General features: G+C 69.7%; 23 protein-coding genes. 13 read left to right on the plus strand and 10 right to left on the minus strand.

Going from position 1 to position 26,535, the window contains the following annotated elements:
- Positions 1-81 precede the first annotated feature (81 nt).
- Positions 82-1,350: an ABC transporter substrate-binding protein gene (locus BLQ63_RS19995; protein ID WP_091039259.1), complete on the minus strand. Its 1,269-nt coding sequence runs from the start codon at positions 1,348-1,350 to the stop codon at positions 82-84.
- A gap of 134 nt (positions 1,351-1,484) precedes the next feature.
- Between BLQ63_RS19995 and BLQ63_RS20000 the strand changes: the two genes are divergently transcribed.
- Together BLQ63_RS20000 and BLQ63_RS20005 are read left to right on the plus strand one after the other, a co-directional pair.
- Positions 1,485-2,255, plus strand: coding sequence for a FadR/GntR family transcriptional regulator (locus BLQ63_RS20000; protein WP_091039261.1), 771 nt, complete (start codon positions 1,485-1,487; stop codon positions 2,253-2,255).
- 262 nt (positions 2,256-2,517) lie between these two features.
- Positions 2,518-3,831 (plus strand): ricin-type beta-trefoil lectin domain protein, encoded by a 1,314-nt coding sequence (locus BLQ63_RS20005; RefSeq protein ID WP_091039263.1) that lies wholly within the window; start codon positions 2,518-2,520, stop codon positions 3,829-3,831.
- A gap of 77 nt (positions 3,832-3,908) precedes the next feature.
- On the opposite strand, the gene BLQ63_RS20010 is transcribed toward BLQ63_RS20005, so the two are convergent.
- From BLQ63_RS20010 to BLQ63_RS28555, 3 genes are all read right to left on the minus strand, one after another.
- Positions 3,909-5,309, minus strand: coding sequence for a glycoside hydrolase family 43 protein (locus tag BLQ63_RS20010; protein WP_091039265.1), 1,401 nt, complete (start codon positions 5,307-5,309; stop codon positions 3,909-3,911).
- Between the two features lie 299 nt (positions 5,310-5,608).
- Positions 5,609-7,261: a copper resistance CopC/CopD family protein gene (locus tag BLQ63_RS20015; protein ID WP_091039267.1), complete on the minus strand. Its 1,653-nt coding sequence runs from the start codon at positions 7,259-7,261 to the stop codon at positions 5,609-5,611.
- Positions 7,258-7,977, minus strand: a complete 720-nt coding sequence (locus BLQ63_RS28555; RefSeq protein ID WP_177155025.1) for a DUF1775 domain-containing protein — start codon at positions 7,975-7,977, stop codon at positions 7,258-7,260. Before BLQ63_RS28555 ends, BLQ63_RS20015 begins: the two co-directional genes overlap by 4 nt.
- Before the next feature lie 1,146 nt (positions 7,978-9,123).
- Here BLQ63_RS28555 and BLQ63_RS20025 point away from each other — a divergent pair.
- A complete protein-coding gene (locus BLQ63_RS20025) occupies positions 9,124-12,366 on the plus strand; it encodes an AfsR/SARP family transcriptional regulator (RefSeq protein ID WP_091039272.1) in 3,243 nt (1,080 codons plus the stop codon).
- A gap of 4 nt (positions 12,367-12,370) precedes the next feature.
- Here BLQ63_RS20025 and BLQ63_RS20030 read toward each other — a convergent pair whose 3' ends face one another.
- Complete coding sequence (locus BLQ63_RS20030; RefSeq protein ID WP_143015003.1) at positions 12,371-12,832, minus strand: hypothetical protein; 462 nt, start codon at positions 12,830-12,832, stop codon at positions 12,371-12,373.
- Positions 12,833-13,098: 266 nt separating this feature from the next.
- Between BLQ63_RS20030 and BLQ63_RS20035 the strand changes: the two genes are divergently transcribed.
- Positions 13,099-14,394, plus strand: coding sequence for a PQQ-binding-like beta-propeller repeat protein (locus tag BLQ63_RS20035; RefSeq protein WP_091039277.1), 1,296 nt, complete (start codon positions 13,099-13,101; stop codon positions 14,392-14,394).
- A 66-nt stretch (positions 14,395-14,460) separates the two neighbouring features.
- On the opposite strand, the gene BLQ63_RS20040 is transcribed toward BLQ63_RS20035, so the two are convergent.
- Together BLQ63_RS20040 and BLQ63_RS20045 are read right to left on the minus strand one after the other, a co-directional pair.
- Complete coding sequence (locus tag BLQ63_RS20040; protein WP_091039279.1) at positions 14,461-14,742, minus strand: DUF1905 domain-containing protein; 282 nt, start codon at positions 14,740-14,742, stop codon at positions 14,461-14,463.
- Positions 14,743-14,766: 24 nt separating this feature from the next.
- Positions 14,767-15,144, minus strand: a complete 378-nt coding sequence (locus BLQ63_RS20045; RefSeq protein WP_091039281.1) for a DUF1761 family protein — start codon at positions 15,142-15,144, stop codon at positions 14,767-14,769.
- Between the two features lie 79 nt (positions 15,145-15,223).
- Here BLQ63_RS20045 and BLQ63_RS20050 point away from each other — a divergent pair, with 79 nt between their 5' ends.
- Positions 15,224-15,859, plus strand: coding sequence for a TetR/AcrR family transcriptional regulator (locus BLQ63_RS20050; RefSeq protein ID WP_091039284.1), 636 nt, complete (start codon positions 15,224-15,226; stop codon positions 15,857-15,859).
- Here the strand turns inward: BLQ63_RS20050 and BLQ63_RS20055 are convergent.
- Positions 15,838-16,548, minus strand: a complete 711-nt coding sequence (locus tag BLQ63_RS20055) for a hypothetical protein (RefSeq protein WP_143015004.1) — start codon at positions 16,546-16,548, stop codon at positions 15,838-15,840. The genes BLQ63_RS20050 and BLQ63_RS20055 overlap by 22 nt on opposite strands.
- Positions 16,549-16,853: 305 nt before the next feature.
- Here BLQ63_RS20055 and BLQ63_RS20060 point away from each other — a divergent pair, with 305 nt between their 5' ends.
- Together BLQ63_RS20060 and BLQ63_RS20065 are read left to right on the plus strand one after the other, a co-directional pair.
- Complete coding sequence (locus BLQ63_RS20060) at positions 16,854-17,135, plus strand: hypothetical protein (protein WP_091039289.1); 282 nt, start codon at positions 16,854-16,856, stop codon at positions 17,133-17,135.
- Between the two features lie 681 nt (positions 17,136-17,816).
- Positions 17,817-18,218, plus strand: a complete 402-nt coding sequence (locus BLQ63_RS20065) for a YkvA family protein (protein WP_091039291.1) — start codon at positions 17,817-17,819, stop codon at positions 18,216-18,218.
- 64 nt (positions 18,219-18,282) lie between these two features.
- Here the strand turns inward: BLQ63_RS20065 and BLQ63_RS20070 are convergent, their stop codons facing one another.
- Both BLQ63_RS20070 and BLQ63_RS20075 read right to left on the minus strand, forming a co-directional pair.
- Positions 18,283-18,486: a hypothetical protein gene (locus BLQ63_RS20070; protein WP_091039293.1), complete on the minus strand. Its 204-nt coding sequence runs from the start codon at positions 18,484-18,486 to the stop codon at positions 18,283-18,285.
- A 142-nt stretch (positions 18,487-18,628) separates the two neighbouring features.
- Positions 18,629-19,207 carry a hypothetical protein gene (locus tag BLQ63_RS20075; protein WP_091039295.1) on the minus strand — a complete coding sequence of 193 codons (579 nt, stop codon included), beginning with the start codon at positions 19,205-19,207 and terminating at the stop codon, positions 18,629-18,631.
- A gap of 668 nt (positions 19,208-19,875) precedes the next feature.
- On the opposite strand from BLQ63_RS20075, the gene BLQ63_RS20080 reads away from it, so the two are divergent.
- The 6 genes from BLQ63_RS20080 to BLQ63_RS20105 are packed head-to-tail and all read left to right on the plus strand — an operon-like array spanning position 19,876 to position 26,444.
- Entirely contained in the window at positions 19,876-21,594 is a 1,719-nt protein-coding gene (locus BLQ63_RS20080) for an ABC transporter substrate-binding protein (protein WP_091039425.1), read from the plus strand.
- Between the two features lie 60 nt (positions 21,595-21,654).
- A complete protein-coding gene (locus tag BLQ63_RS20085) occupies positions 21,655-22,650 on the plus strand; it encodes an ABC transporter permease (protein WP_091039297.1) in 996 nt (331 codons plus the stop codon).
- Complete coding sequence (locus BLQ63_RS20090) at positions 22,647-23,528, plus strand: ABC transporter permease (protein ID WP_091039300.1); 882 nt, start codon at positions 22,647-22,649, stop codon at positions 23,526-23,528. The genes BLQ63_RS20085 and BLQ63_RS20090 overlap by 4 nt, the downstream gene beginning before the upstream one ends.
- A 2-nt stretch (positions 23,529-23,530) precedes the next feature.
- The gene (locus BLQ63_RS20095) at positions 23,531-24,484 is read left to right on the plus strand and encodes an ABC transporter ATP-binding protein (RefSeq protein WP_091039302.1); all 954 of its coding nucleotides are present in this window, start codon (positions 23,531-23,533) and stop codon (positions 24,482-24,484) included.
- Positions 24,484-25,371 carry an ABC transporter ATP-binding protein gene (locus BLQ63_RS20100; protein ID WP_091039426.1) on the plus strand — a complete coding sequence of 296 codons (888 nt, stop codon included), beginning with the start codon at positions 24,484-24,486 and terminating at the stop codon, positions 25,369-25,371. The genes BLQ63_RS20095 and BLQ63_RS20100 overlap by 1 nt, the downstream gene beginning before the upstream one ends.
- Before the next feature lie 35 nt (positions 25,372-25,406).
- Complete coding sequence (locus BLQ63_RS20105; RefSeq protein ID WP_091039305.1) at positions 25,407-26,444, plus strand: LacI family DNA-binding transcriptional regulator; 1,038 nt, start codon at positions 25,407-25,409, stop codon at positions 26,442-26,444.
- Positions 26,445-26,535 lie beyond the last annotated feature (91 nt).

Here is a 26,535-nt window from a genome sequence, read left to right on the forward strand (position 1 = left end):
GGGTGCGGTCGCCTCGGCGGGCCCGACCACGGCGGTCCCGGCCGAGGGCGGCGGACTGCCGGTCTCTTTCTCGAGCACGGCCTAGCCCGCCTGGTCGCTCTCGGCGAGCTGGTCGAGCGCGTCGTCCACGGTGACCGATCCGCTCAGCAGCTCCTGCGACAGGCGCCCCATGAGCTCCAGGGTCTCGGCGGAGAGGGCCACGTGGAGCGCGGGCCGCCCGGTCGGGATCTGCGCGACGATGTCGGCGGTCGCCGGGCCGGCGGTCGAGGCGTCGATCGTGGTGTCGGCGGCGATCGCCCCGGCGTCGGCGTAGAACGCCTCCAGGGCGGCGGTCGAGGTGAGGGACCTGACGAGGTCGGCCGCGAGTTCGGGGTCGCCGGTCCACTCCGCCACGCCGTACCCGATGCCGCCGTCGAAGGGCAGGTTCGGTGCGGCCTCGGGATTCACCAGCGGCGCGGGCATGACGCCGACGTTCTCGGCGCCGATGAACTCGCCGAACTCCTTCCAGTGGCCGATGTCCGACATCAGGCCGATGACGTGGGCGGCCTCTCCGGCGTCGAAGATCGCGAACTCGTCGTTGAACATCGCGGTGGAGTTGACGCCGTCGTTGTTGAGCCCGGCCTGGTCGGCCTCGACCCACAGCTCGAAGATCCGCTTCACCCCGGGGGAGTTCCAGTCGCGGTTCCCGGCGATCCAGTCGTCGTACTCCTGGGCGGTGAGCACGCCCGAGCCCAGCCCCGAGAGGAAGAACTGGATGCCGTAGCCCTCCTTGTTGCCCATCGCGAAGCACTTCGCGCCGGTGGCCTCGGTGATCGTTTCGCAGTCGGCGAGGAAGTCGCCCCAGGTCGCGGCGGGCGCCTCGGGGTCGAGGCCGGCCTCCTCGTACAGCGCCTTGTTGTAGTAGATCGGGTGGCCCTGCAAGGTGACCGGCGCGGCGTAGACGTGGCCGTCGGCGGAGAAGGCCTCCCACCCGGCCAGGCGCTCCATGTCCTCGGCGAGGTAGTCCTCCAGCGGCAGCAGGGCGTCGGCTCGGTCGCGCAGCTGGCCGCCGCCGTTGAAGAGCATGACGTCGGGGCCCTCGCCGGACTGGATCGCGGTGCCGAGCAGGTTGTAGTACTGGTCGAACGGCTGGGCCACGAACTCGACCTCGACGTCGGGGTGCTTCTCGGCGAAGTCGGCCTTCGCCTCTTCGATGTAGGACTCGGCGGTCGCGTCCGCGGACTTCCAGTCCCAGACCACGAGGGTGCCGTCGCCGCCGCCTTCGGAGGATTCCGGTCCCGCGGCGCTGCCGCATCCGTACAGCGCCAAGGGCGCGATGAGGGCGGTCGACCACAGTGCTCGTCGCTTCATTGCAGATCACTCTCCGTGGGGGGTGGGCCGTGGGGGCCGGCTCGCAGGGTCGCCTGCAAACATAACTTGTATGACGTATGACGTCAATGGAGTGACGTATACTGAGCGCGATCAGTGCGGCAGGCGGAGGGCAGATGACGGCATTGCAGGAACCGGCCGCGAGCGGACCGGCCCATCCGGCGTGGGCCCGGCGCCCGGCCAGCCTGGGCAGGGCGGTCACCGCGGAGCTGGTGCAGCGCATCGTCCGCGGCGACTACCCGCCCGACTCCGTGCTGCCGGCGGAGCACGCCCTGTGCGCGGCGTTCTCGGTGAGCCGCACCGTGATCCGCGAGGCCGTGAAGGTCCTGCAGGAGAAGGGGCTGGTGCAGATCCGCCAGGGCTCGGGCACCACCGTGCTGCCGTCGACCTCGTGGAACATGCTGGACGAACTCGTGCTCGCCGCGACCATCGACGAGGACGAGACCCTGGGCATCCTCGACGACCTCGTGGTCACCCGGCGCCTGCTCGAGTCCGACATGGCCAACGTGGCCGCCCGCGTCGCCGATCAGGACGCCCTCGGGAGGCTCGGAGCGCTCGTCGACAGCATGGACGAGCTCGTGGACGACCCCGCGTCCTATCACGAGCACGACCGGGCCTTCCACGACACCGTCATGCGGGCCTCGGGCAACCGCATCGCGCGGGCCGTCGTGCGCTCGCTGGAGAGCCAGGTCATCAACACCGCCAGCTACATGGGCCGGACGGAGCGCTCCCTCTGCGTGGCCTCCAACCGCGGCCACCGCCGCATCTTCGAGCGCATCGCCGCCCGCGATCCCGACGGCGCGGCCGAGGCGATGTTCGCCCACATCACGGACGCATGGCTCGTGCGCCGCAGCGCGAACGGCGATGCGAACCGGCTCGCGCGCTGAATCGAGGGCGCAAAGATCTGATGTCTGCCCTTGCGGGACACGGACATTCGGCGGCAAATATCTTAAATTGCTCTGGTGTTGACTGCATACATCCAATCTATATAGACTAGCGTCAATATTCAAGGCATCGCACGATCCGATTCGACCTGATCTGGGAGCGATCCCAGTCGGTCGGCGAACCGCGTCTCCTCATTGGACCTCTCATGCGTTGCCGGTCCACAGCGCAGTCTTCGATGTGCCTGACCCCAAGGAGTTTCCCCTGATGTCGAGATTCAGATCCGTGTTCACCTGCCTCGCGGCCGCGGTGCTGCTGGCGGTGGCGGGAGGCGCGACGGCCCAGGCCGCCGACGTACCCGCGGCGCCCGCCGCCGACGTGGCCGCCGCGGCCAGCTCCGGCTGCGGCAAGGCCCCGACGCTCAACAGCGGCACCCACACCATCCAGAGCAGCGGCCAGAACCGCAGCTTCATCCTCAAGGTCCCCGCCGGCTACGACGCGAATCGCCAGCACAAGCTGATCTTCGGCAACCACTGGTGGGGCGGTACCGCCAACGACGTCGCCTCCGGCGGCACCGACGGTGCCGTCTACGCCCACTACGGACTCGACGCGCTCTCGAACGGCTCGGCGATCTTCGTCGCGCCGCAGGGCCTCAACAACGCCTGGGCCAACTCCAACGGCCAGGACGTCGTCTTCTTCGACGACATGATCCGGGTGATCGAGGGCGCCCTCTGCGTCGACGAGTCGCAGCGGTTCTCCCTGGGCTTCAGCTACGGCGGGGCGATGAGCTACGCGCTCGCGTGCGCCCGGCCCGACACCTTCCGCGCGGTCATCGCCATCGCTGTCCCGGGACCGGTCAGCGGCTGCACCGGCGGCAGCGGGGACACCGCGTACATGGGCGTCCAGGGCGTCACCGACAGCATGGCCCAGGCGCGGTCGATGCGCGACCGCTTCGTCGCCAACAACGGGTGCACGTCGCAGAATCCGCAGGAACCCGCGGCGGGCAGCGGCAGGCACATCACCACCGCGTACTCGGGCTGCCGGGCCGGGTTCCCGGTCGTGTGGGCCGCGTTCGACGGCGGCCACCAGCAGGGTCCCGTGGACGGCTGCACCGGCTGCGAGAGCGGCAGGAACAGCTGGGTGAAGGGCGAGGTCTGGCAGTTCATCAGCCAGTTCGGCTCCACCCCGCCCGCCGAGACCGACCAGGTGCGCAACTCCAGTGCGAACCGCTGCCTGGACGTCGCGGCGCAGTCGCAGTCGAACGGCGCCCTGGTGCAGCTGTGGGACTGCCACACCGGCTCGAACCAGCAGTGGACCCGGACGGCCTCCGGGCAGCTCTCCGTCTACGGCGGCAAGTGCCTCGACGCGGAGGGCGCCGGGACCACGGCCGGGACCCGGATCATCATCTGGGACTGCCACACCGGGGCGAACCAGCGCTGGAACGTCAACGCCGACGGCACCATCACCGGCGCCCAGTCGGGCCTGTGCCTGGCGACTACCAACGGCGGCACCGCCAACGGCACCGGCGTGGTCCTCTCGAGCTGCAACGGCTCGACGGTCCAGAAGTGGGCCCTGAGCTGACCGCCGAACCGGCGCGCCCGCGGCGCCGGGCATGAGTGAACGGGCCTCCCTCGCAGGAGGCCCGTTCCGCTGCGCCGTCAGGCGGTGAACTGCCACCAGTCCACGTTGTACAGGTAGCCGCTGCCGCCGGTGAACTTCAGGTACAGGTCGTGGTTCCCGGTCGCGCCGCTCACGGGGCAGGTGACGTTCGCCCAGTTCTGCCAGCCGCCGGTGCCCGAGACGCTGCACGTCCCGACCCGCGTGCCGTTGGGCCCGTCGAGCCGGAGTTCGATCGTGCCGCCGGCGGTGGCCGAGGCGACCCGTGCGGTGAACGACGACGCGCCGGTGCCGAAGGCGGCGCCCTCGACCTTGATCGAGTCGCCGTTCTCGATCCATCCGACGTTCATGCCGCCCCCGCTCGCGGGCTCGGTCTCCACGCCCGTGCCCCAGGCGATCGTCTCGGCCTCTTGGCGCACATACGGGTTGAGGCTGCCGACCTGCGGCGCCCCGCCGGTGGTCATGTTGATCGTCGGGATCGTGCCGTCGGCGTTGTAGGTGAACTTCTCGACGGCGACGGAGCGCGTGAAGCCGCCGCCTCCCGGCAGGGCCCCGTTGTGGTAGAAGAAGTACGAGCCGCCCTTGAAGTCGATCACCCCGGCGTGGTTGGTGAAGCTCGAGCCCTGCGCGGGCATCACCGTCCCCCGATAGGTCCAGGGCCCGGTCGGCCCGGGCGCCGTGGAGTAGGCGATGAACTCAGAGCAGCACTGCGCCGCGAACACGTTGTAGTACAGGGAACCGCGCTTGTAGACCCACGGCCCCTCCTCGTAGAGCGTCGGCCGGTCCGTCCCGCCGGGACGCGTGCCGAAGCCCTGGGTGGTGAGGGGGATCTTGGCGGGCGAGCCCGAGTACGAGGTCATGTCGGCGTTGAGCTTCACGTACCACAGGTTCGGGTTGCCCCAGTACAGATAGGCCTGCCCGTCGGTGTCGATGAAGACGGTGGGGTCGATCTCGGCGTTGTCGATCAGCGGGCGCCCGATGGCGTCGCGGAACGGTCCGGTGGGGCTGTCGGCGACGGCCACGCCGATGGCGTTCCTTCCGGTGGCGTCGTTGATGACCGGGACGTACCAGTAGAACTTGCCGTTGCGTTCGACCGCCTGGCCCGCCCAGGCGTCCTGGCGCGCCCAGCTGAACGTGTCGATGTTCAGCGGCGAGCCGTGGTCGGTCCAGTTGACCATGTCGTCGGAGGACCAGACCCGCCACTCCTTCATGGTGAACCAGGTCGAGCCGTCCTCGTCGTGCCCGGTGTAGAGGTAGACGCGGCCGTTGTGGACCAGCGGCGCGGGGTCGGCGGTGTAGATGGTCTGGACGATCGGGTTGTCGGCCTGTACCGGGGAGGGCGACGGGTCGGCGACGGCGCTCAGCGTGGCCGCCAGGAAGGCGGACGCCAGCGTGATCGCCAGGGTTGCGAGTCGGCGCGGACTTCGATTCGGTGTGCTCATGAGAGACCTCTCTGACCGCGCTCGCGCGCGCTCGGCTCGCCGCTCGGGACCCGAGCGTCTGGAAAGATTTCGGCGCTCGCTTCGAAACTTAGAGCGCTGTCCACAGGGTATCCGGCCGAGTCGTCACATGTAAATAGATCAATATCCGGCGATACCTCGCCGCCTAGCCGCGCGGCTTGACGAGAAATCGGGCTGCATCCATCGCTCAGAGGCCTTAAGTTTCGGTACTTCCATGGAAAGTTCAGCGACGAACCGGGTGCGGGCACGTGCGCCAAAGCGATGACGTTCCGGAGGCGCTGTCACCCCACCTCGACGGTCATCGTCGTGGTCACGGACTCGAACTCGGAGAGTCGGGTCTGGACGGTGAGCTCCCACTCACCGGCCAGCGGCAGGTCGACGACGCAGTGGTACTTGCCGAGCTCGAGGTCGTGGACCTGCGCGTTGACGGGGCCGAAGTCGTCCTCGGGGAGGAACGCCGAGACGGTCGGCGCTTCGAGCGGCTGGAACGGAAGCCCTTCGGCGTCGGTCAAGGTCAGCATGACGGTGTTCTCTCCCATCAGGCCCGGGGTGAGGTGTGCTTCGATGCCGCCGTCGCCGAGTTCTTCGTGCACGCTGGTCACCCCGCCGAGCGGAAGCACCGCCGCCGGCGGCGGCTTCTCCACGGCCGGACTGAGGTTGACCAGCAGTCCGGTGAGGACGGCGACGGCCGTGACGACCGCGGCCTCGACCGTGAGGATCCGCCGTAGCCGGGCGAGACCCGCCCGCCGGGCCCCGGCGTCCGCGACGGCGGGGACCAGTCGGAACCGGTTCCAGGCGGCGAGCGCTAGCGCGACGGCGACGAGCGCGAGTTTGACGATGAGGGCGCGTCCGTGGTCGGTTGCGAAGAGGCCGTCCCAGGTCCGGTGGATGGACAGGGCCATGACCAGGCCGCTGGCGCCGAGGACCGCCACGGCGTAGCCGGCCCAGGCGGAGAACCGGGCGACGATCCGAGCGTTCTCGGCTGCATCGCTTGCGCGCCAACGAAGTGCGATCAGCAGCCCGGCCAGGCCCCCGGTCCAGATCGCGCCGGTCGCGAGGTGGACGAGGTCGGCGGCGATCATCAGCCAGCGCTCGCCGAAGGCCATCGAGTGTCCTACCAGGACCGGTGCGGCGACCGCGGCGGCGACGGCGACCAGTGCGACCCGGGTCCGGGGGCCGCGGGTGAAGGCCGCGTACGCCGTGAGGACGCCGACCGCGGTGAGCGCCAGGACGATCAGCGGCGCGGGCTCGACCAGTCCGGCCCATGAACCGGTGTCGGTGATCCGCCCGAACGGGAGCCCGGCGATGTCGAGCGCGCCGAGGGGAACGGCGAGCGCGGCGCCGGTGATCGCGGCCGCCGCACCCGCACGGAGGAGGCGGTGGCGGGGGCGGCCCCGCCGGGCGCCGCGGGCGATCACGATGCGGAAGAACAGCAGTCCCGCGAAGACGAGCAGCCCGACGTAATGGAGTGCGGTCGCGGCCGCGAGCGGCAACGGGACGGTGTCCTCGGGCTCGCTCGGCGGCGCCGGCGCGGCTCCGGCCGGTGGATCGCCGACGGTGAAGGCCAGGACGCCCGCGATCGGGTGGTCGTCGGCGGAGACGACCCGCCAGTTCACGTAGTACCGGTCCTCGCCGAGGTCGGCGGGCAGCTCGATGATCACGTCGTCGTCGCGGGTCGTCGCGGTGAGGGTCCGCTCGGTGCCGGTGCCGTCGACCAGGACGGTGCCGTCCTCGATCGGTCGGACCGGCTCGTTGAAGCTGAGCGTGACCGTCGCCGGGGCCTCGTTCAGGGCGGCGCCGTCGGCGGGGTCGGTGCCCAGCAGGACGGCGTGCGCGGAGGCCGCGCTCGCGGGCGCGAGCGCGAGCGCGAACAAGAGGACTGCCAGGGCGAGCAGCGCGGCCCGCCCCGGCGGTCGTACGGCGTGTGCCCTCACGCGGCGCGGCGTCCTCGCACGAGGGCGATGGCGCCCAGGGCCGCGCCGATCATGCCGATCGCGAGCGCGACGTAGGTGACCGGGTCGGTGCCGCCGTCGTCGCCGCTCTCGGCCGCGTCCTCGGTGTCGGCGGGTTCCTCCGCGGCGTCGACGGCCGCGGTGTCGGCGGCGGTCACTTCGATGAACGGTGCGGGCGACTCGAGTTCGTCGGGGTTCTGCCCCTCTTCGGCGATCTCGATCCAGGGGTGGTCGGAGGCGGTGCAGGTCTGGACGACCGGGAAGTGCAGGGTCTGCCCGGCGGTCTCCTCGGGGAGGCGCAGGGAGAGCTCGAAGGCGTCGCGCAGCCCGTCGGGGAGCGGGGTCTTCGCGGTGTAGACGACCTGGTCGACGCGTTCGGTGATCTCGTTGCCGTGTGCGTCGGTGACGGGTTCGGGGAGGTCGACCATGACGTTCTGGACGTCCCAGTTCGGGTTGACCGAGGGGGTGACGGCGTTGAGGGGTTCGGGGATCTGGATGGCGATCGCGGTGGTCGCCTCGCCGTCGCAGCCGTGCGGCACGGAGACGGTGAGCAGGGTGTAGGTGCCGGCGACGGTGTTCGCGGCGGAGATGCCGACGTGGGCGGAGGCGGGCGCGGTGGCCGCGAGGACGGCGACGGCGGCCGCTGCGGTGACGGCGGCGGTGCGCGCGAGGGCGCGGTGAACGGTGTTCTGGTGCATGACGAATACGGCTTTCTCGATCGAGTTGCGGCACAGGGAGGGCCGCAGGAGGTGGCGGAGGCGGCGGTGCGCGGCGGGCCGCGTCTGCCGAGCGCGCCGACGGCCTCGATCAAGCCTTGCGGCACTTGGGTCTGGGGGAGGGCGGGGCGCGGCAGGCTCGATCGGATCGGCGGGAGGGCCCGCCGCGGCTCGGTCAGCAGCGCGGTGGCGAGCCGTGCCCGCAGGCGCGGCAGCTCGGGTTCGACGCGGACGACCCACAGCACCGCGATCGCGGTGGCGCCCAGGTGGAGGAGCGTCATCGAGGCGTTCTGGCGCGGGTCGTGGGCGGCGTGCCCGGTCGCGGTCATCGTGAACAGGCTGTGCAGGATCGCCTGGGCCACGAGGAAGACGGTGAACAGCCATGCGGCCCTGCGGGGGCCGCGCTGCGCGCACAGGTGGGCGGTGGCGGCGATCGGCATGGCGGCGAACAGGAGTGCTTCGAGGGAGACGGTACCGCCGCCGAGGCGGTGTGCGAGTGCGGCGGCCGGGACCGCGACCAGCGCGAAGGCGCAGGCCTTGGCGGCCTTGGGAAGCGACCCGTGTGTGAGCACGCTCCCATCCTCCCAGAAGATTGAGAAACGTCAATACCTCTGCCGTGTCCTTCGTGCGGCTGCTCCTCAGTGGAGACGCCCTCGGCCGCGAAGGCGAACGCGCCCGCACGGCCGGGCGCGTCTCGAGGTTGAGCCGAAGTGGTCGCACGATGACCACATCGGCTTATCCACATTGACGCATTTGATTGCAAATGTGTCGCTGCCGGGATCATTCGGGCAGTGGGGAACCGGCCGTTTCGAGGCGGGACACCGGCAGAACAGCGGCAGGAAAGCCCCGCCGAATCCCCGAACGAGCCCTGCCCGACAACGTGCCCACGGCAACCTGACGCCGTCCGGCGATCACGCGGCCCACGGGGCGGAGAACCGGGAAATGGCTGCCAGACATCGGAATCCCTCCCGCCCGCGACCGCCCGGAGACCGCCCCGATCATCATCCCGATCGCCGATTACAGCTCGATTACACCCGCCTCGCCCCCGTCCTCGGCATCGAACGGCGGCCTGCAGTTCTGCACTAGCTTGGACCGCGATACGTACTCCTCTGCGAGGGCGGTGAACGAGTGCAGGCACGCGCGGGCACGCTGCAATTCCGAGTGCTGGGTCCGATCGAGGTGACGCTGGACGGCCAGCCGCTCCTGCTCCGCGCGCCGTTGCAGCGCAAACTCCTGGCGGCCCTGCTGGCCGGCGCCGGACAGGCCGTCCCGGTCGACGCGCTCACCGACGCGCTCTGGGCGGACCTGCCGCCCGACCAGGCACGGAAGGCCCTCCTGGTCTGCCTGCACCGGTTGCGGCGCGCCCTCCTCGATCCGCAGCGGATCACCCTCGAGCCCGCCGGCTACCGCCTCGGCGTGACACCGGACGACCTCGACGCCGCCGCCTTCGGCGAACTGACCGCCGCGGCGAGGCGGGAGCGCTGCGCGGGAAGGTTCGAGAAGTCGACCGTCATCTACGCGCAGGCGGTGCGGCTGTGGCGAGGCCCCGCCTACGCGGACATGTCCGACATCGACCTGATCGCCGCGGAAGCCGACCGGCTCAACGAAGAACGGCTGCTCGCCCGCCAGGAACTCCTCCAGATCCAGCTCGATCAGGGCCTGCACGCCTCGGTGATCGGGGACCTCGAAGCGCTCGCCCGCGAACACCCCTTCCGCGAGCAGCTGATCGCCCTGCGAATGCTCGCGCTGCACCGCTCCGGACGGCAGGCCGAAGCGCTGCAGGTGTACCGCGAGAGCCGGAAGATCCTGAGCGAGGAGCTGGGCATCGACCCCGGGCGGCTGCTCCAGCGCGTGCACGAAGCGGTCCTGCACAACGACGAGCGCCTCGCCTCGGTCGCGACCGAGAGCCTCGACGGCACCTGGGTCCCCCTCGCCGAACCCCGGATCGAGGCCGCCGCCGTCACCCCTCGCGAACTGCCCGCGGACGTCATCGGATTCACCGGCCGCGACAGCGAACTGCGCGAACTGGAATCGGCGCGACTGGGCCAGGAGGAGGAAGGGATTCCGGCCTCGCCCGTCGTCGTCATCTCGGGCATGGCGGGCGTCGGCAAGACCGCGTCGGCGGTGCACTGGGCCCACCGCATCGCGGACGACTACCCCGACGGGCAGCTGTACCTCAGCCTGCGCGGATACTCCGCGCTCCCCGCACTCCAACCGATCGAGGCGCTGACCGCGATGCTCCGGTCGCTCGGCCTCGACAGCGACCAGGTGCCCGGCGAAACCGACGAGGCGGCCGCCCGACTGCGGACCGAGACGGCCGGAAAGCGGATGCTCATCCTCCTCGACAACGCCGAGACGGCCGGGCAGGTCCTCCCGCTGCTCCCGGGAGGCCCGCGCTCGCTGGTGATCGTGACGAGCCGGCACCGACTCGGCGACCTCATCGCACGGCACGGCGCCTTCCTCCTCGACCTGGAGCCCCTGACACCGGACGAGGCGACCCGCCTGCTGAAGTCCCTGCTGCGTATCCCCCGGTCCTCCGACCGCCCGGAACTGGGCGAACTGGCCCGCAGCAGCGGCTACCTGCCGCTGGCCCTGCGCATCGCGGCCGCGAACCGGGCCGGAGGACACCTGGTGGTGCCCGTCGGCGACGGACCGCACGCCGCACTCAAGGCCACCTTCGACGGCTCCTACCAATCCCTGCCGGACGACGCGCGCCACCTGCTCCGGCTCCTGGGCATCGTCCCGGTCCGGTCCCTCGCCGTCGAGGCCGCGACCGTGCTCGCGGACCTGTCCGCGTCCGCGACCGAGCGAGCGGTCGAACAGCTCGCCCACGCGCACATGGTCAACCGGGACGGACGCGGCCGGCTCTATCTCCACGATCTCATCAGGGACTACGCGAACGACCTGGTCGAAGCCGAGGATCCCGCGCGAGTCGACGCCCTCGGGCGCCTCTTCGACTGGTACCTCGACACGGCCGACGCGGCCTGCGACATCCGGTATCCGCGCTACGCCAGGCTCTCGACCCGCGACAGGTCCGGCGCCCCTCCGTCGATCGGCGACGAGGCACAGGCCGTGCAATGGCTCGACGACGAGCGGGAGAACCTCGTCGCCGTCGCGCGGTACGCCGGCGAGAACGGTTTCGGCTCAGTGGCCTGGGGACTCGCCGACACGCTCCGCGCCCACGGCTGGATGGAGATGAGCGCCGCGGACTTCCTCGCGCTCGGACGGTCGGCGCTGAACGGCGCGTTGGCGGAAGCGAGCCTCCCCGGCGAGGCGGTGGCCGAACTCTGCATGTCCACCGCGTACATCAAAGCCCGCGACTTCACCGACGTGGTCCGCCACGCCGAACGCGCCATCGAGCGGACGCACCTGGTCGGCTGGGACGCCGGACTCGCGTCGGCGCACCACGACCTGACCCTCGCCTGCTGGAACCTCGGACGACTGCGGACCGCGATCGAACACGGCGAGATGGCGCTCGCCATGAACCGCGCCCTCGGCAGGACGCGCGCCGTCAGCGTCAACCTCGGGGCGCTGGCAGTCGTCCACGGCGACATGGGGAGCCTGCGGATCGAGGCGCGGCTGCTCGCGGAAGCGCTCGAGTTGGCCGAGGGCACCGACGACGCCGCCCTGCAGGCGTCGCACCTGCGGCGGCTCGCCTCGGTGTCGATCCGCCAGGGCTCGGTGGAGGCGGCTGAGGCGTACCTGGACCGGGTCATGAAGATCGACATGAACGCGGGAGAACGGGAACTCAGCTCCGATACGGCCGAATACCTCTCGCAGCTCCACACCGCCAAGGGGAACCACGACGACGCGCTGGTCTACGCGGACATGGTCGTCGGCCAGGCGGACCTGCGGGGCGACAGGATGAGCAAGGCGATCGGGCTGACCGCGGTCGCCGTGGCCCTCAACCGGCTCGAACGCCACGAGGGGGCGGTGGCCGCCGCCGCGCAGGCGCTGCGCGTGATGAACGACGAACTGACGGGCGTCAGGATCAACGCCCTCATCGAGCGTGCCATCGGCAGGATCGGGCTCGACGAGGTCGACGCCGCCGAGGCGGACGCGCGATCGCTGCTCGGACTGGCGAGGGAGTACGGATACCGGACCAGCGAGGGCACGGCGCTCAATCTCCTGGCCGAAGTGCGGCTCCGCCGGGGCGCGGCGGGCGAGGCCCGCGAGCTCGCCGGACAGGCCCTCGACCGGCACCGGACCTCCGGCCACCGCACGGGCGAGTCGTGGTCGCTCTGGGTCCTGGGATCGGCCGCGCGGCACGAAGGCGATGCCGCGGCGGCCCGCCGGCACTGGCGCGAAGTCGAGGAGATCTACGCCGCGATGGGCGCGCCGGTGCCGGCGAGGTTCAAGCGGGACGCCTGAGCCGCTACTCGTCCTCCAGCGTGGGGCCGACGTCGGCGGCCTCGATGATGATGCCGGCGATCTCGCCGGCCGGGTCGCTGCCGACGAATCCTCCGTTGCCGTTGGACACCTGGTCGTCCCCAGTGGTCAGCGACCAGAGGTAATCCGGCACGACCGTCGTCCCGGCCATGTCGTTGTCGGGGTCCACGGGAAAGTCGGGGGCGTCGACCAACTCGTCGATGCGCCGGACCTGCTCCTCGGTCAGCACCCCCGCATCCGTCTCGGTGCCGGTGCGCTGCCACGAACCGTCCGAGGCGACCTCGACCGTCGCCTCCATGACGACCTCCAGGCCGTCGTCGTACTCGGTGACGGACAACGTCATCTCGGGCATGGTCGGGGGTGAGTCGGCGGCCGCGCTTTCGTCCGGCTGCTGCCCGCAGGCGCTGAGCAGAAGGACGGTCGCGGCGAGCAAGGAGAATTTCAACATGCGCCTGAGACGTGCCCGGCGCGACTACGGTTCCCGACTCGCCCATATTGTCGGTATCGGCAAGGCGCAGGCCGGGGGAGGACCGTGATCGAGCAGGACCGCGCCGGTGTTCGCCGGCCTCCGGCGCTCTTCCCCCCGGCTCCCGGGCCACGATTCTCGCCTCCGCCGCGACGGAGCGGTCTCGGGCCGGCGGGCGGGTGGCGACCCGTCCCTACACTGGGCAAGTTTCTTCGTCAGTGCCCGGCAGGAAAGCGAATGACACCACCATGAGAATCAGAGCACTACTGTGCTGCCTCGGCGCCTCCGGACTGCTCCTGAGCGCGGCGTGCGGCGAGGCCGCCGGCACCATCGACGAGCCCTCGGAGGAGGCCCCGACCTCCTCCGAGGCGGCCGAGCAGGCGATCGACGCCGAAGCGTTCGACCCGCCCATGCAGTTCGACACCGGAGCCGGCGTCCCGCTCCCCCCGGAGGCCGGTGCCGGCAACATCAACCTGGCCGGCAACGCCGTCCAGCCGCTTCCAGTGGTCCTCTCCGGTACGAAGGCGTTCATCGCCTCGGCGAACCAGCTCCAGATCGTCGACACCCGCAACGCCGAGGTCCTGCCCGCGATCGTCCCCCAGTCCGGCACCCCGATGGACCCGGCGACCGTCGTGTTCGCGGGCGACAACCCGATCGAGGCCCCGATCGTCGTGAACCTCGACGGCAAGGACCTCGTGGTGGTGCCGTTCCTGACCACGGGCGAAGCCGTGGGCACCGCGGTGGCGCACCAGAGCCTCGAAGTGATCGCAGTGGACCCGGCCACCGGCGAGCAGGTGTTCAGCGTGGTGCACGAACTGCCGATCGGCGAGGGCGACGTCGACGGCCGCTACGACAACGCCGTGGTCAAGGGCGAGACCGGCGGCATCGTCGTGGTCGACCTCGAGATCTACGGGTCGTACACCGTCGCAGTGGACCTGAACGCGCAGGCCGTGGCGTGGGAGAGCGCCTTCGCGACCCAGGCGGTCTCGGGCGACACCGTGGTCGGCATCCCCGGCGACGACGAGCTCAACCGGCACCACAGCGGTCTCGCGATCGCGGACGGCACGGTCAAGTGGGACGACCCGGAGTTCGGCTACATCGACCTGCGCCCGGCCGGATCGAAGTACGTGTTCGGCTTCGGCGGCTGGGACCGGATCGACGGCGGCCTCTTCCTGGTCGAGGCCGCGACCGGCGCGGTGACGAGCCTGGAAGCCGAGGAGCGCGACTCGGGGATGTGCCGGTTCGACGGGCAGACGACCCTGGTCTGCACCGACACCTGGGGCTGGCTCGGGGCCGTGAACAGCGAGACCGGCGAGTTCCTGTGGCAGCGCGAGCCGTCCGCGGACCGCGCCGGCGTCGGGATCACCGCCGTCTGGCACGGTGCCGTCTACGGCACCACCGAGAACGGCCCGGTCGTCCTCGACGCGCTCACCGGTGAGGACGCCGAGACCGCGCCCGGGATCGCCCCGTGGGTGCTCAACGAGTACGTCGGCATCGCCCAGGACCCGAACAGCGGCGTCTCCGCCTACCCCGCCATCGGATAGCACACGATCCGGGGCACGGCTCGCAGCCGTGTCCCGGACACCCCTTCAGCGCGGCGACCGCGCTGGTCAGTTCAGGCGCTGCGTGAGGTGCACGTCGACCTCGTCGCCGTCGCCCTTGCCGATCCGCTTGCGGATCGCGGCCGTGACGGGGAGCTTGTGGGTCCCGTCGCCCAGGGCCATGAACGCGCCCCGGAACGGGACGCCGTCGATGGTGCCCTCCACTTTGACCAGGCCTCGGGTGCCGAACACCGCGGCCGAGTCGGGCAGTTGGACACAGGTCCAGGTGTCTCCGGGCCGGACTTTGCCGAGGGTGGAGCTGAACTGGATGTCGAGCGGTCCTGCGGGCATGGCGCCTCCTTCGATTGACGCAGCTTAGGCGAGCAGGCCGACGAGCGCGCCGATCACGGCCAGTTTCACGACCCAGTCGAGCGCGTGGATCGCGGCGAGCGCGACGGGGGTGCCCTCGTGCACGACGGCGCCGGTGAGGATGGCCGTCGGGAGCACGCCGAGCGCCAGCCCGAGCAGCGCCCCGGCGCCGACCCCGTCCCACCCGGCCGCCTGCATGAGGCCGGCGATCAGGCACGCCGCGACGAGACTGCGCGCGACGACCGCGCCCATCTGGACGACCGTCGGCAGGCCGGGACGCGGCGTGCTGTGGCGCCCCACGTAAGCGGCGACCGGCGGTGCGGCGTACAAAGCAGCGCTCCAGACGAACGAGACGATCGTGGCGGTCGCGACGGCGAGGATCATGGCGGACTCCTTCAGTACTTACTAGTACTGAAATACGCTAGCCCTCGTTTTCAGTCCCGTCAAGTACTAAAATGAAGGCATGACGAACGCCGCCCGCCGCCGAGGCCGCCCGCCCGGCAAGACCGGACCCGACCTCATCGCCGCCGCCCGCGAAGTGTTCCTCGAATCCGGTTACGGCGCAGCGACCATGGACGCGGTCGCCGCACGGGCGCAGATCTCGAAGGCCTCGCTCTACCGCGAGCACCCCTCCAAGGACGCGCTGTTCGCCGCGGTCGTCCGCGCCTGGGCGGAGGCCGGGCGCGACGCCATGCGGCCGCACCTGGAGCGGCTCGCGGCGGGCGAGGACACCCGGGCGGACCTGATCGATCTGGCCGAGGTCATGCGCATGGGCGTCCTCAGCCGCGACGTGCTGGGCATGCGGCGCCTGGTCACCGCCGAGGCCCGGCGCCTCCCGGAGGTGGCGGCGAGCTACCTGGAGGAGAGTTGGGACCGCAACATCCGCGCGCTCGCGGCGGCCCTCCAGGACCTGGGCGAGCGGGGGCGGCTCACGATTCCCGATCCGCTCGTCGCGGCCGACCAGTTGACCTGGCTCGTGATCGGCTCGCCCCTCAACCGGCTGCTCCTGACCGACGCCGACGGCGTCGCGGCGCCCGCCGCTCCGGTCGCCGACGCCGTGGACCTCTTCCTGGCCGGCTACGGGCCTTCGGGCCGTTGACCGGTCCCCGTCGAGTCGAGCGGGGCGGCGTCGAACACCTTGAAGTCGCTGTAGCTGACGATGCTCTTGGCCCTCAGGCTTTTCAGCACCCGTCGGCGGACCGCGAGGAGCACGTCGACCTCCTCGGGCGACAGCGCCTTCACATCGACCGCCGGCGGCTTCACCGTGGTGCGGAACCGGTAGTCGCCGACGATCGCGCCGATCGCGACGATGAGCATGACGGCGCACGGGGCGGCCAGCAGCCACCGCGGCGCCGCCTCGAAGTCCCGCGCGAAGATCGAGCCGATCGACACCACCGCGATGACCGCGATCATCACCGAGATGCCGCACAAGGTGCGGTCCCACTGCCGGTACGGCGTCAGCGCCCACGGGACGTAGAGTCCGGCCACCACGGCGCAGCCGAAGGCCGTTCCGACGTACACGATCGGGACCAGCGCCACGCCGTCGACGCCGGTGACCAGGCAGAGTCCCAGTGTCACCGCCGCCATCAGGCCGATGATGACGACGGAGTACAGCAGGCCGCCGAACACCCGGCCCAGCGCCGAGCGCCGGGTCCACCGGCTCGCCATGTGCAGTTCGATGTAGGCGTAATCGAGGACGACGCGGTTCAACTCGCCGATATCGAACGTTCCGAACCCCGGGTGGATCGTCGCCCACTCCAAGGGCTGTATCGCCGCGGCTTTCGGCATCGGGAACTCCCACTCTCAGTAACGGTCGGCCGGTGATCTTGTCAGACTGGTCGAAGTCGCGCCATCCGACGTGGCGCCGCTCCAGCACCCGCCGCCACTCGCGCTCGTCGAGGCCGTCGAGTTCGGACCAGTACCCCAGCGGCATCTGGGCGACCCGGATCCGGTCGCCCTCGTCGAGGTCGACCAGCCCGCGGTGGACGACGACCTCCAGCAGCCGGTTGCGCGCCTTCAGCGCACGGTTACGCCGGTCCGAGCCGCGCGGCCCTCGGCGCGGCGGCTTGCGGCTCTTCGGGCGGCCTTCGGGTTTGGACCTCAGCTCCAGCACCAGCGTCACCGCCCCGATCAGCGCCGCCGCCGGCATCAGCAGCGTCAGCCATGTGCCGTCGGCTGAGGCGCTCGAGACCGCGAGGACGGCGAACGCGGCGACCGAGGCGAACACGGTGAGCCCGTTGAGGGCGAGCGTCAGAGGACTGCGGCGCCGCGTCTGCCACCACACGCTCAGGCCGGTGAAGGCGGCGACCACCGCGATCATGAACATGAACGACGCCGCCGAGAACCATTCGCGGGCGGTGCCCGCACTCTCCTGAGCGCTGCCGATCGCGACCAGCACGAGTCCGACCGCCGCCGCCCCTATGGTCGGCACCGCGAGTACCGCGGCGACGACCCAGCCGACGATCCCGATGACGCGCACCATGAGCGAACCGGGGAGCGGCGGGTAGTCGCGGGCGAGCACCGCCGCCTCGGCCTCACCCCACCGGAAGGGCCGCGAGAACTCCGCGGTGCGGGCCCACCCGTCGACGGCGCCGCGCGCCCACTCGACCTCGGCCTGATCGACCTTGCGCGCCCACGCCGCCACCGATTTCGGAAGCTCCATTCCCACTCCTGTTCGAGACCGGCGCCGGCGGACGACCGCCGGAGCACCGGATGTTCGGATCCGCGCCGACACCCGCGACGAACCGACCCGCCTGCAACACCGCGGGCAAGTCTATGAAGTCCATGCAAAAGCCTCGTACCGGTGCGAGCGGGCCGCCGCGGAGCCGTCAGGCGAGGGCCGAATCGACCAGCGCGGTCTGCCCGGCGGACGCCGGCGCCCAGTCCGGCACCGGCCCGAGCCCGTCGTCGAACGTCTCGACGCGCACCACCTGGCTCGACGGTCAATGGTGCTCCGCCCGGGCATGTCTCGTTGCGCCGGTACCGTGCCGTACCGTTCCGTCGGAGACGATCGCGGCGGGCGGACCCCGCCGCCGGACGCGCACGGAGCTGATGCGATGCGGCAGTGGCTGATCGGCCTGGGCATCGCCCTGGTCTGCCTGATCGTGCTGTGGGGCGTCCTCGTACTCCTGGCGAGGCGCCTGCCGCCGGGTCTGCTGCGCGACCTGGTCGAGTTCATCCCGCATCTCGTGACCGCCGTTCGACGGCTGCGCGGCGACGAGCGCGTGCCCCGCCGCGCCAAGGTCGCGCTCCTGGTCGCCGCGGTCTGGGTCGCCAGTCCCATCGACCTCATCCCGGAGTTCCTGCCGGTCATCGGCCCGCTCGACGACATCGTCGTCGTCGCCCTGGCGTTGCGCTACGCCGGTCGCACCGTCCCCCGCGAGGTCCTCCTCGACGCCTGGCCGGGCAACCCGCAGCTGCTCGAACGACTCCTCGGCCCCGAGCGGTCGGGGGAGTAGCGGCGCCGCTCACGGTTCGAGCCCGCGGCGCGCGCCTTCGAGGCCCTATCGGCCTTCCGGCCGGTCAAGCCCCGTCGGATCGGCGACGAGCCGAGCGGTTCCGGATGAGCGCGTAGACGATGAACACCGGAAGGCCGGCGGCCACGATCCAGTAGAGCGGACGCAGTCCGGGGCTGTCGGTGAGGATCGCGGCCGTGACGACGACCGCCTCGATGGCGATCGCGCTGAATACGGTCGAGCGTTTGAATGGAGCAGGCGGTCGACTCATGACACTCCGATTCTCGATGCACGGGCTTTCTCCGAACGGCGACGATCGCTTTGCGCGAACGGTGCCGCGGGGCGTCCCGCGGCACCATTCGGCTTCGATCGCCGCTCATTTATGGGTGGAGTCCCAACGGCCAGGTTTCACGTCAGCAGTTCAATTCGCCGACGGTGAGCCAGTAGTAGATCTTGATGCAGTTGCCCCGGTTGTAGTAGCGGGCGGCGTAGGAGGCCCACGCTCCCTCGATCAGGGCCCCGATCGCGCAGGGCCTGCAGCCGAGGTACGCGGCGATCGCGTAGATGATCGCGGCCTGCTGGCCCTCGCTCGCGAGCTCCCTCGTCTCGGCCCGGGTCAGTTCCCACCCGTTCCAGGTCACCCGGTAGAGCGGCCCGAACTCACCGGGCTGCGGCTCCGCATACGACTTGGTCAGCTCGTACGTGAACTCCTCGCCGGTCGCCCGGTCGGCGAAGCTGATGGTCGTGACCTCGTCGGTCTCGCTGATCTCCGCTTCCGTGTAGGTCGCTTCGAGATCGGCCCAGATCTCCTCCGCGAGGCGCATCGTCTCCTCGGAGTACTCCGGGTACGCGCAGGTCCCGTCCTTCTGGACGGCCATGCCGGGCTCGCACTGGGGCAGGGAGTCGGCCGAAGCCGGGCTCGCGGCCAACGTGGCGAAGGCCCCGAAGGCGACCGCGATCGCGGCGACGACCGCTACGACCCTTCGTGACATCGTTCTGATTGCACTGTCCATTTGACTTGATCTCCTTCGACTGAAGCGAAGATGCGATCTGACGCCTTTGGAGTCAACCATCCACGCTTATTCATTCGAAGCTAAGAAGGGGATCCGGGCGTGTCAATACGGGTGGAAGGCAATTGATCCGAAATGCTCACCCGGTGATCCGATCGGCTCAATGCAGCGCTGTCGCCGATGCGCGAATGCACCCGATTCGATGCCGCCGACGCGCTCGACCGGGCCGAAGAGGTCGACGCCGATCGTAGCAACCGGCCGTAGGCGACCCGATCACGCCAGGTGCGTGCCGGCGGCCGTGGAACGCGCTTAACCGCGTAACCGGACGGCCGCCCCACCGGCGCCTCGCCGGACGACGCCCCCGTGAACCGTGGCCGAGTCGTGATCTTCGGATTCGAAACCCCTCGGAAATCACCTCATTGCTGCTGCGCGCCAAGCGATCAGACGTCATGACCTGCGGAATATTCGCTTGACAGGACGCGACGCGGGCCCTTGTTTTCTCCGGCTCCCCTTGACATAGATATACGCCCATGGTTCAGTGTCTTAACTGACCCGGTTAACCTGCTGCGTGCCAGGGGAATCCCGCCGCTGTGCCGCTCATCGGAACCCGGATCATCGGCCATCCCTCGGCGGCGAAAGTTGAGCAGACCATGACGAAACGGCGCACCCTCTTCGCACTCGCGGCAGGTTCGGCGGCCCTCGGGGCCGCGGGCTGCAGCGACGACAACGCGAGCGAGGACCCCTCCGACCTCTCGATGAACGAGTTCCCCCGCAACCAGACCCTCTACTCCACCGGTACCGCCTGGGGACCGCCCGCGGACTGGAACACCATCAACCCCGGCGAGTCCACCGGCCTCAACGGCCTCGGCTACGAGACCCTCTTCCTGTTCGACCCCCAGACCACCGAACTCACCCCCTGGCTCGCCGAGTCGGGCGAATGGACCGAGGAACTGGTCTACACGCTCAAGCTCCGGCCCGGCATCAAGTGGTCCGACGGCGAGGACCTGACGGCCGACGACGTCAAGTACACCGCCGAGCTCGGCCAGATCGAAGCCGTTCCCTACCACAACATCTGGGACTGGCTCTCGGCCGTCGAAGTCGTGGACGACCTCACGGTCGCCTTCACCTTCACCGAAGCGCGCCACCAGGAATGGAACAACTTCCTGTGGGCCGAGCAGATCGTGCCCGAGCACGTGCTCTCCAAACTGTCCGAAGAGGAGATCCTCACCGGCGCCAACGAGAACCCCGTGGTCTCCGGCCCCTACGAGATCCACTCCTACGACCAGGACCGACTCGCCTGGGTCAAGCGCGACGACTGGTGGGCCACCGAAGCGCTCGGCCTGGAGGTGGCGCCGACCTTCATCGTCGACATCGTCAACACCTCCAACGAGGTCACCCTCAACCTCATGGCGCAGGGCGAGCTCGACATCTCGAACAACTTCCTGCCGGGCATCCAGGACCTCATCGCGTCCAACCCCGACCTGAGCACGTACTACGACGAAGCGCCGTACATGCTCTCGGCGAACACCGCGATGCTCATCCCCAACACCACGATCGAACCGCTCGACGACCCCGAGTTCCGCCGCGCCATGGCCTTCGCCATCGACAGCGGCAAGATCGTCGACTCGGTCTACTCAGGGATCGTCGCCGCGGCCAACCCCACAGGGCTGCTTCCCATCTGGGACAAGTACCTCGACCAGACCGTCATCGGCGAGGTCGGCTTCAGCTTCAGCACCTCCGAGGCCGCCTCGATCCTCGCCGCGGCCGGCTACGAGGACGCCGACGGCGACGGCTTCGTGGAGACCAAGAACGGCGACCCGATCGCGTTCAAGCTCAACGTGCCCACCGGCTGGACCGACTGGGAGGAGGCCGCGCGCAGCATGGCCACCGACCTGCGCGCCGCGGGCATCAACGTCACCGAGGAGTTCCTCGACGCCGGAGCCGTCGACGACGCGCGCACCACCGGCGACTTCCAGCTGATGCTCAACAACTGGAGCGGGACCAGCCACACCCCGTGGACCCACTACCGGTACCTCTTCCAGCTCCCGGTCATCGACACCCAGTCCACGGCGAACTTCTCGCGCTGGACCAACGAGGCCGCGTGGACCCTCACCGAGGAACTCGCCGCGACACCCGCCGAGGACCCCCGCTACCAGGAGATCCTCTCCGAACTCCAGCGGCACGCGCTGGTGGACATGCCGGCCATCCCGATCTGGTACAACGGCGCCTGGTCCCAGGTGAACAACAGCGTCTGGACCAACTGGCCCTCCGACTCCGGAGGCGGCCCGCAGGTGTTCCCGTCCATGTGGAACAGCCTGTGGAACATGGGCGCGATCTACATGCTGACCGAGCTCAAGCTCGCCGAGTAGGCCCCCGGGGCCGGGCCGACAGGCCCGGCCCCGACCCGACCCCGTCTTCCAGGAGTTCACATGGGCCGATACTTCAGGCGCAAACTGCTCATCTACGGACTGACCTTCTTCATCGCCGTCTCGATCAACTTCGCGGTCCCGCGGCTCATGCCCGGCGACCCCGTCGCCCGGATGCTCACGCGCAACTCGGTGTCGAACCTCGAGTCCTCCGAGGCCATGCGCGGCTACTTCAACGACATCTTCGGCCTCGACGTGCCACTGTGGAAGCAGTACCTCAACTACTGGGTCGCACTGTTCCAAGGCGACCTCGGCGTCAGCGTCTTCGCGTTCCCGGCACCGGTGTCCTCAGTGGTCGCCGACGCGCTGCCCTACACGCTCGCGCTGCTGCTGCCCTCGATCCTCCTCAGCTGGATCGTCGGCAACGCCATGGGCGCCATGGCCGCCCGCAACAAGTTCCTCGACAACGGCGCCCTGCCGATCGGCTACGTCCTCACCGCCGTGCCGTACATGTGGCTGGCGATCCTCCTCGCGTGGGTCGGCGGCATCATCCTCGGCTGGTTCCCGGTCGCCGGCGGCTACAGCTTCGCGCTCACCCCCGCCTTCACCTGGACGTTCATCGTCGACCTCGTTCACCACTGGGTCCTGCCGTTCCTCTCCCTCTTCCTCGTCGCCCTCGGCGGCTGGGCGATCGGCATGCGCAACCTCGTGATCTACGAGCTCGAATCCGACTACGCCAACTACCTCCAGGCCCTCGGCGCCCCCAACCGGCTCGTGCGGCGGTACGCCTTCCGCAACGCCGTCCTGCCCCAGGTCACCGGGCTCGCGCTCCAACTGGGAGTGGTGGTCGGCGGCGCCCTCGTCACCGAGGTCGTCTTCGCCTACCCGGGACTGGGCAGCCTGCTGCTCAACGCCGTCAGCAACCAGGACTTCTTCCTGCTCCAGGGCATCCTGCTGTTCATCGTGATCGGCGTCCTCGTGTTCAACTTCCTGGCCGACATCGTGTACGTCCTGATCGACCCCCGCACCCGCCTCGGACTCGAAGGAGGCCAGTCATGAGCGCCGAAGTCGTACTCCAGACCGAGGTCGTCGGCCGACGCAACGAGCACCTCTACTTCGCCCTGCGCAACCCGAAGGTCGCCATCGGCCTCGGCATCGTGCTCGCGCTGCTCGTGCTCGGCCTCGTCGGACCGTTCTTCCTCTCCGACTCCCCGAACGAGTACGTCGGCCCCAAGTCCGAGGCGCCCTCCGGCGAATACTGGCTGGGCACCACCTACTTCGGACAGGACGTGTTCACCCAGTTCGTCCACGGACTGCGCTCGTCCTACCTCGTCGGCGCGCTCGGCGGGGGCATCTCCTTCGTCATCGGCCTCGCGATCGGCTTCGCCGCCGGCTACCGGGGCGGCATGGTCGACGAGATCCTCAACATGATCACCAACGTGGTCCTGGTCCTGCCTGCCCTGGCGGTGCTCATCGTCATCAGCTCCTACCTGGAGGTGCGCGGCGTGGTGACCCAGGCGGTCATCATCGGCATATTCTCCTGGCCGTGGGTCGCCAGAGCCGTTCGGGCGCAGACGTTCACGCTGCGCAACCGCGACTACGTCGACCTCGCGCGCCTCACCGGCAAGCGCGCCCCGCAGATCATCATGCGCGAGATCATGCCGAACATGGCCTCCTACCTGCTCATGTCGGTGATCCTGCTCTTCGGCGGGGCGATCCTCTTCGCCGCGATGCTCGACTTCATCGGCCTCGGGCCCACCAACGCGGTGTCGCTGGGCACCATGATGCAGCAGTCGATGGCGTGGAGCTCGCTCCACTTGGGAATGTGGTGGTGGTTCGTCCCGCCCGGCCTCGCGATCACCCTGATCGTCGGCGCCCTGTACATCACCAACGTCGGACTCGACGAGGTCTTCAACCCCAAGCTGAGGGAGATGTAGCGATGACCTTGGAAGTGGAGGACCTGCAGGTCCACTACCGCACCATGAAAGGCGACGTGCGCGCCCTCGACGGGGTCTCGTTCTCGCTGGCGGACGGCGAGATCGTGGGTCTCGCGGGCGAGTCCGGCTGCGGCAAGACCACCCTCGGCAAGAGCCTCATCCGGCTCGACGGCCGGATGCAGCACGTCGGCGGCAAGGCCGTGCTCGACGGCGCCGAGCTGCCCATCGGCGACGACCGGGCCATGAACACGCACCGCTGGAAGGAGGTCTCGATCATCCCCCAGTACTCGATGAGCGCGCTGAACCCGACCCGCAAGATCGGGAAGATGATCGCCGAGTTGCTGCGCTCGCGGGGGAAGTCGTACCGGGAGATCAAGGGCGAGCTCGTGCACCGCCTCGAACTGGTCGGCCTCTCCGAGAAGGTGCTCGACAACTACCCGATCGAGCTGTCGGGCGGGATGAAGCAGCGGGTGGTCATGGTCCTGTCGACCCTGCTCGACCCGAGCCTGCTCATCGCCGACGAGGTGACCTCCGCGCTCGACGTCACCAACCAGAAGGCGGTCGCCGAGACGCTGGTCCGGTTCCGCGACATGGGCTTCGTGAAGTCGATGATCGTGGTCACCCACGACCTCTCGCTGGTGTACCAGATCGCGGACACCATCATGATCATGTACGCCGGGAGGATCGTCGAGAAGGCTCCGGCCGAGACGATCATCAAGGCCCCCAAGCACCCTTATACGAAGGCGCTCATCGGCGCCCTGCCCGAGGTCGGGCTCGAGCACGGCGACGAGCGGCTCCAGAGCATTCCCGGCAAGCCGCCGCAGCTGCTCAACCCGCCGACCGGGTGCCGGTTCCGCGACCGGTGCCCCCTGGCCTCGGACGAGTGCGCCGAGGAACCGCCGGTCGTGGCCGTCGACGCGGGCCATGAAGTGTCGTGCTGGAAGGCGGAGGACTGATGCTCGAACTCAAACAGGTCTGGAAGTCCTACCGGGTCGGCGCGCTCGGTTCGAAACGGCTCGTGGCCGTGCGCGACGTGAGCATCGACATCGCGCCCGGCGAGGTCCTCTCGGTCGTCGGCGAGTCCGGCAGCGGGAAGACCACGGTGGGGAAGATGGTCCTCCAGCTCACCTCCGTGACCCGCGGGTCGATCCTGCTCGACGGCGTCGACGTGACCGCGAAGGGCCACTACGAACGCAAGGTGTACTACCGCAAGGTCCAGGGCGTGTTCCAGGACCCGTTCAGCAGCTACAACCCGATCTTCAAGGCCGACAGGGTCTTCGACACGGTCCGCGAGTCGTACTTCCCGCAGCTCAAACGCGCCGAGTGGACCGCGAAGGTCGACGACGTGCTCCAGTCGGTCCGGCTCGACCCCGGCTCGGTGCTCGGCAAGTACCCGCACCAGCTCAGCGGCGGGCAGCTCCAGCGCATGCTCATCGCCCGCGCGCTGCTGCTCGACATCCAGGTGCTCGTCGCCGACGAGATCATCAGCATGCTCGACGCGTCGACCAGGATCGACGTGCTGAACCTGCTGGGGGAGCTGCGCGAACGCGGCCTCGGCGTCCTGTTCATCACCCACGACCTCTCGCTCGCGAACTACATCAGCGAGCGGGTCGTCATCATGCGCCACGGCGCGGTGGTGGAGATGGGGGCGACCGGGAAGGTGTTCACCGACCCGCAGCACCCGTACTCGCGAAATCTGATCGCGTCGGTGCCCCAACTGCACCGAAAATGGTCGGACGACCCCCAGACGCCCGAGGAACTCGAACCCGACGGCGACCGCGAGGTCGATCCTTCGCCGCTGACGGAGGTCTCGGAGAACCACTGGGTCGCGGCCCACCCGTAGCAGTCAGCCGGCACCCCACCACACCGAGGAAACCCATGGCCAGGCGTGTGACGATCGCTGACATCGCCGCTGCGGCGGGCGTGTCCAAAGGCGCGGTCTCGTACGCGCTCAACGGCAGGCCCGGCGTATCGGCGACCACGCGGACGAAGATCCTCGCGATCGCGGCCGAGATGGGGTTCGTGCCCAACCGGGCCGCGCGCTCCCTCTCGGTCTCGTCGGCCCAGACCGTCGGCATCGCCCTGCGCCGTACCGCCCGCACCCTCGGCATCGAGCCCTATTTCATGGAGCTCATCTCCGGGATCGAGGCCACCCTCTCCGCCGGCTCCTACGGCCTGACCCTCCAGATCGTCGGCACCGTCGACGAGGAGCTCGAGGTCTACCGCCGCTGGTGGGCCGAGCGGCGCGTCGACGGCGTCTTCCTGTGCGACATCGGCATCAACGACCAGCGGCTCGACTACGTGGCCGACCTGGGACTGCCCGCCGTGGTCGTCGGCGGCCCCGTCGAGAACGTCCGGCTCCCGGCGGTCTGGCACGACAACGCCGCGCCCTGCCAGGAGATCCTCGAATACCTGCACACCCTCGGCCACCAGCGGATCGCCCGCGTCGCCGGACTGCCCCGCCTGCTCCACACCGGCGTCCGCGACACCGCCTACGCCCACACGGCCGCCGCGCTCGGCCTCGAATCGGTGACCACCATCCACGTCGACTACACCGGTGAGCAGGGCGCGCAGGCGACCCGGCGCCTCCTCACGACCTCCGGCCGCCCCACCGCGATCATCTACGACAACGACGTCATGGCCGTCGCCGGACTCGCCGTCGCCCACGAGCTCGGACTCCTGGTCCCGCAGCAGCTCTCCATCGTCGCCTGGGACGACTCGTCGCTGTGCCGGCTCACCCACCCCGCCCTGACCTCGCTCACCCGCGACATCACCGCGTACGGGATCACCTGCGCCGACATCCTCCTCACGCTCATCAACACCGGGACCCCCGCCGCCGACGCCCGGTCGATCACCGTCGAGTCCCAGTCGGCGCAACTGTTCCCGCGCGGCTCCACCGCCCCTCCGCCCGCATAGGGGCGGTTCGCCGGCACCACTCGGGAAGGATCTTGACTCCGCCAGACAATATTGGCAAACTTCAATATAAAGCTTGGGAGCGCTTCCCCGG

The organism is Glycomyces harbinensis (assembly GCF_900101745.1).
GTDB lineage: Bacteria > Actinomycetota > Actinomycetes > Mycobacteriales > Micromonosporaceae > Glycomyces > Glycomyces harbinensis.

Coding starts and splice junctions, on each gene's coding strand:
- BLQ63_RS19995 (WP_091039259.1), bottom strand. CDS start 1,350: ATGAAGCGACGAGCACTGTGGTCGACCGCCCTCATCGCGCCCTTGGCG.
- BLQ63_RS20000 (WP_091039261.1), top strand. CDS start 1,485: ATGACGGCATTGCAGGAACCGGCCGCGAGCGGACCGGCCCATCCGGCG.
- BLQ63_RS20005 (WP_091039263.1), top strand. CDS start 2,518: ATGTCGAGATTCAGATCCGTGTTCACCTGCCTCGCGGCCGCGGTGCTG.
- BLQ63_RS20010 (WP_091039265.1), bottom strand. CDS start 5,309: ATGAGCACACCGAATCGAAGTCCGCGCCGACTCGCAACCCTGGCGATC.
- BLQ63_RS28555 (WP_177155025.1), bottom strand. CDS start 7,977: ATGCACCAGAACACCGTTCACCGCGCCCTCGCGCGCACCGCCGCCGTC.
- BLQ63_RS20030 (WP_143015003.1), bottom strand. CDS start 12,832: ATGTTGAAATTCTCCTTGCTCGCCGCGACCGTCCTTCTGCTCAGCGCC.
- BLQ63_RS20035 (WP_091039277.1), top strand. CDS start 13,099: ATGAGAATCAGAGCACTACTGTGCTGCCTCGGCGCCTCCGGACTGCTC.
- BLQ63_RS20040 (WP_091039279.1), bottom strand. CDS start 14,742: ATGCCCGCAGGACCGCTCGACATCCAGTTCAGCTCCACCCTCGGCAAA.
- BLQ63_RS20045 (WP_091039281.1), bottom strand. CDS start 15,144: ATGATCCTCGCCGTCGCGACCGCCACGATCGTCTCGTTCGTCTGGAGC.
- BLQ63_RS20050 (WP_091039284.1), top strand. CDS start 15,224: ATGACGAACGCCGCCCGCCGCCGAGGCCGCCCGCCCGGCAAGACCGGA.
- BLQ63_RS20055 (WP_143015004.1), bottom strand. CDS start 16,548: ATGCCGAAAGCCGCGGCGATACAGCCCTTGGAGTGGGCGACGATCCAC.
- BLQ63_RS20065 (WP_091039291.1), top strand. CDS start 17,817: ATGCGGCAGTGGCTGATCGGCCTGGGCATCGCCCTGGTCTGCCTGATC.
- BLQ63_RS20070 (WP_091039293.1), bottom strand. CDS start 18,486: ATGAGTCGACCGCCTGCTCCATTCAAACGCTCGACCGTATTCAGCGCG.
- BLQ63_RS20075 (WP_091039295.1), bottom strand. CDS start 19,207: ATGTCACGAAGGGTCGTAGCGGTCGTCGCCGCGATCGCGGTCGCCTTC.
- BLQ63_RS20080 (WP_091039425.1), top strand. CDS start 19,876: ATGACGAAACGGCGCACCCTCTTCGCACTCGCGGCAGGTTCGGCGGCC.
- BLQ63_RS20085 (WP_091039297.1), top strand. CDS start 21,655: ATGGGCCGATACTTCAGGCGCAAACTGCTCATCTACGGACTGACCTTC.
- BLQ63_RS20090 (WP_091039300.1), top strand. CDS start 22,647: ATGAGCGCCGAAGTCGTACTCCAGACCGAGGTCGTCGGCCGACGCAAC.
- BLQ63_RS20095 (WP_091039302.1), top strand. CDS start 23,531: ATGACCTTGGAAGTGGAGGACCTGCAGGTCCACTACCGCACCATGAAA.
- BLQ63_RS20100 (WP_091039426.1), top strand. CDS start 24,484: ATGCTCGAACTCAAACAGGTCTGGAAGTCCTACCGGGTCGGCGCGCTC.
- BLQ63_RS20105 (WP_091039305.1), top strand. CDS start 25,407: ATGGCCAGGCGTGTGACGATCGCTGACATCGCCGCTGCGGCGGGCGTG.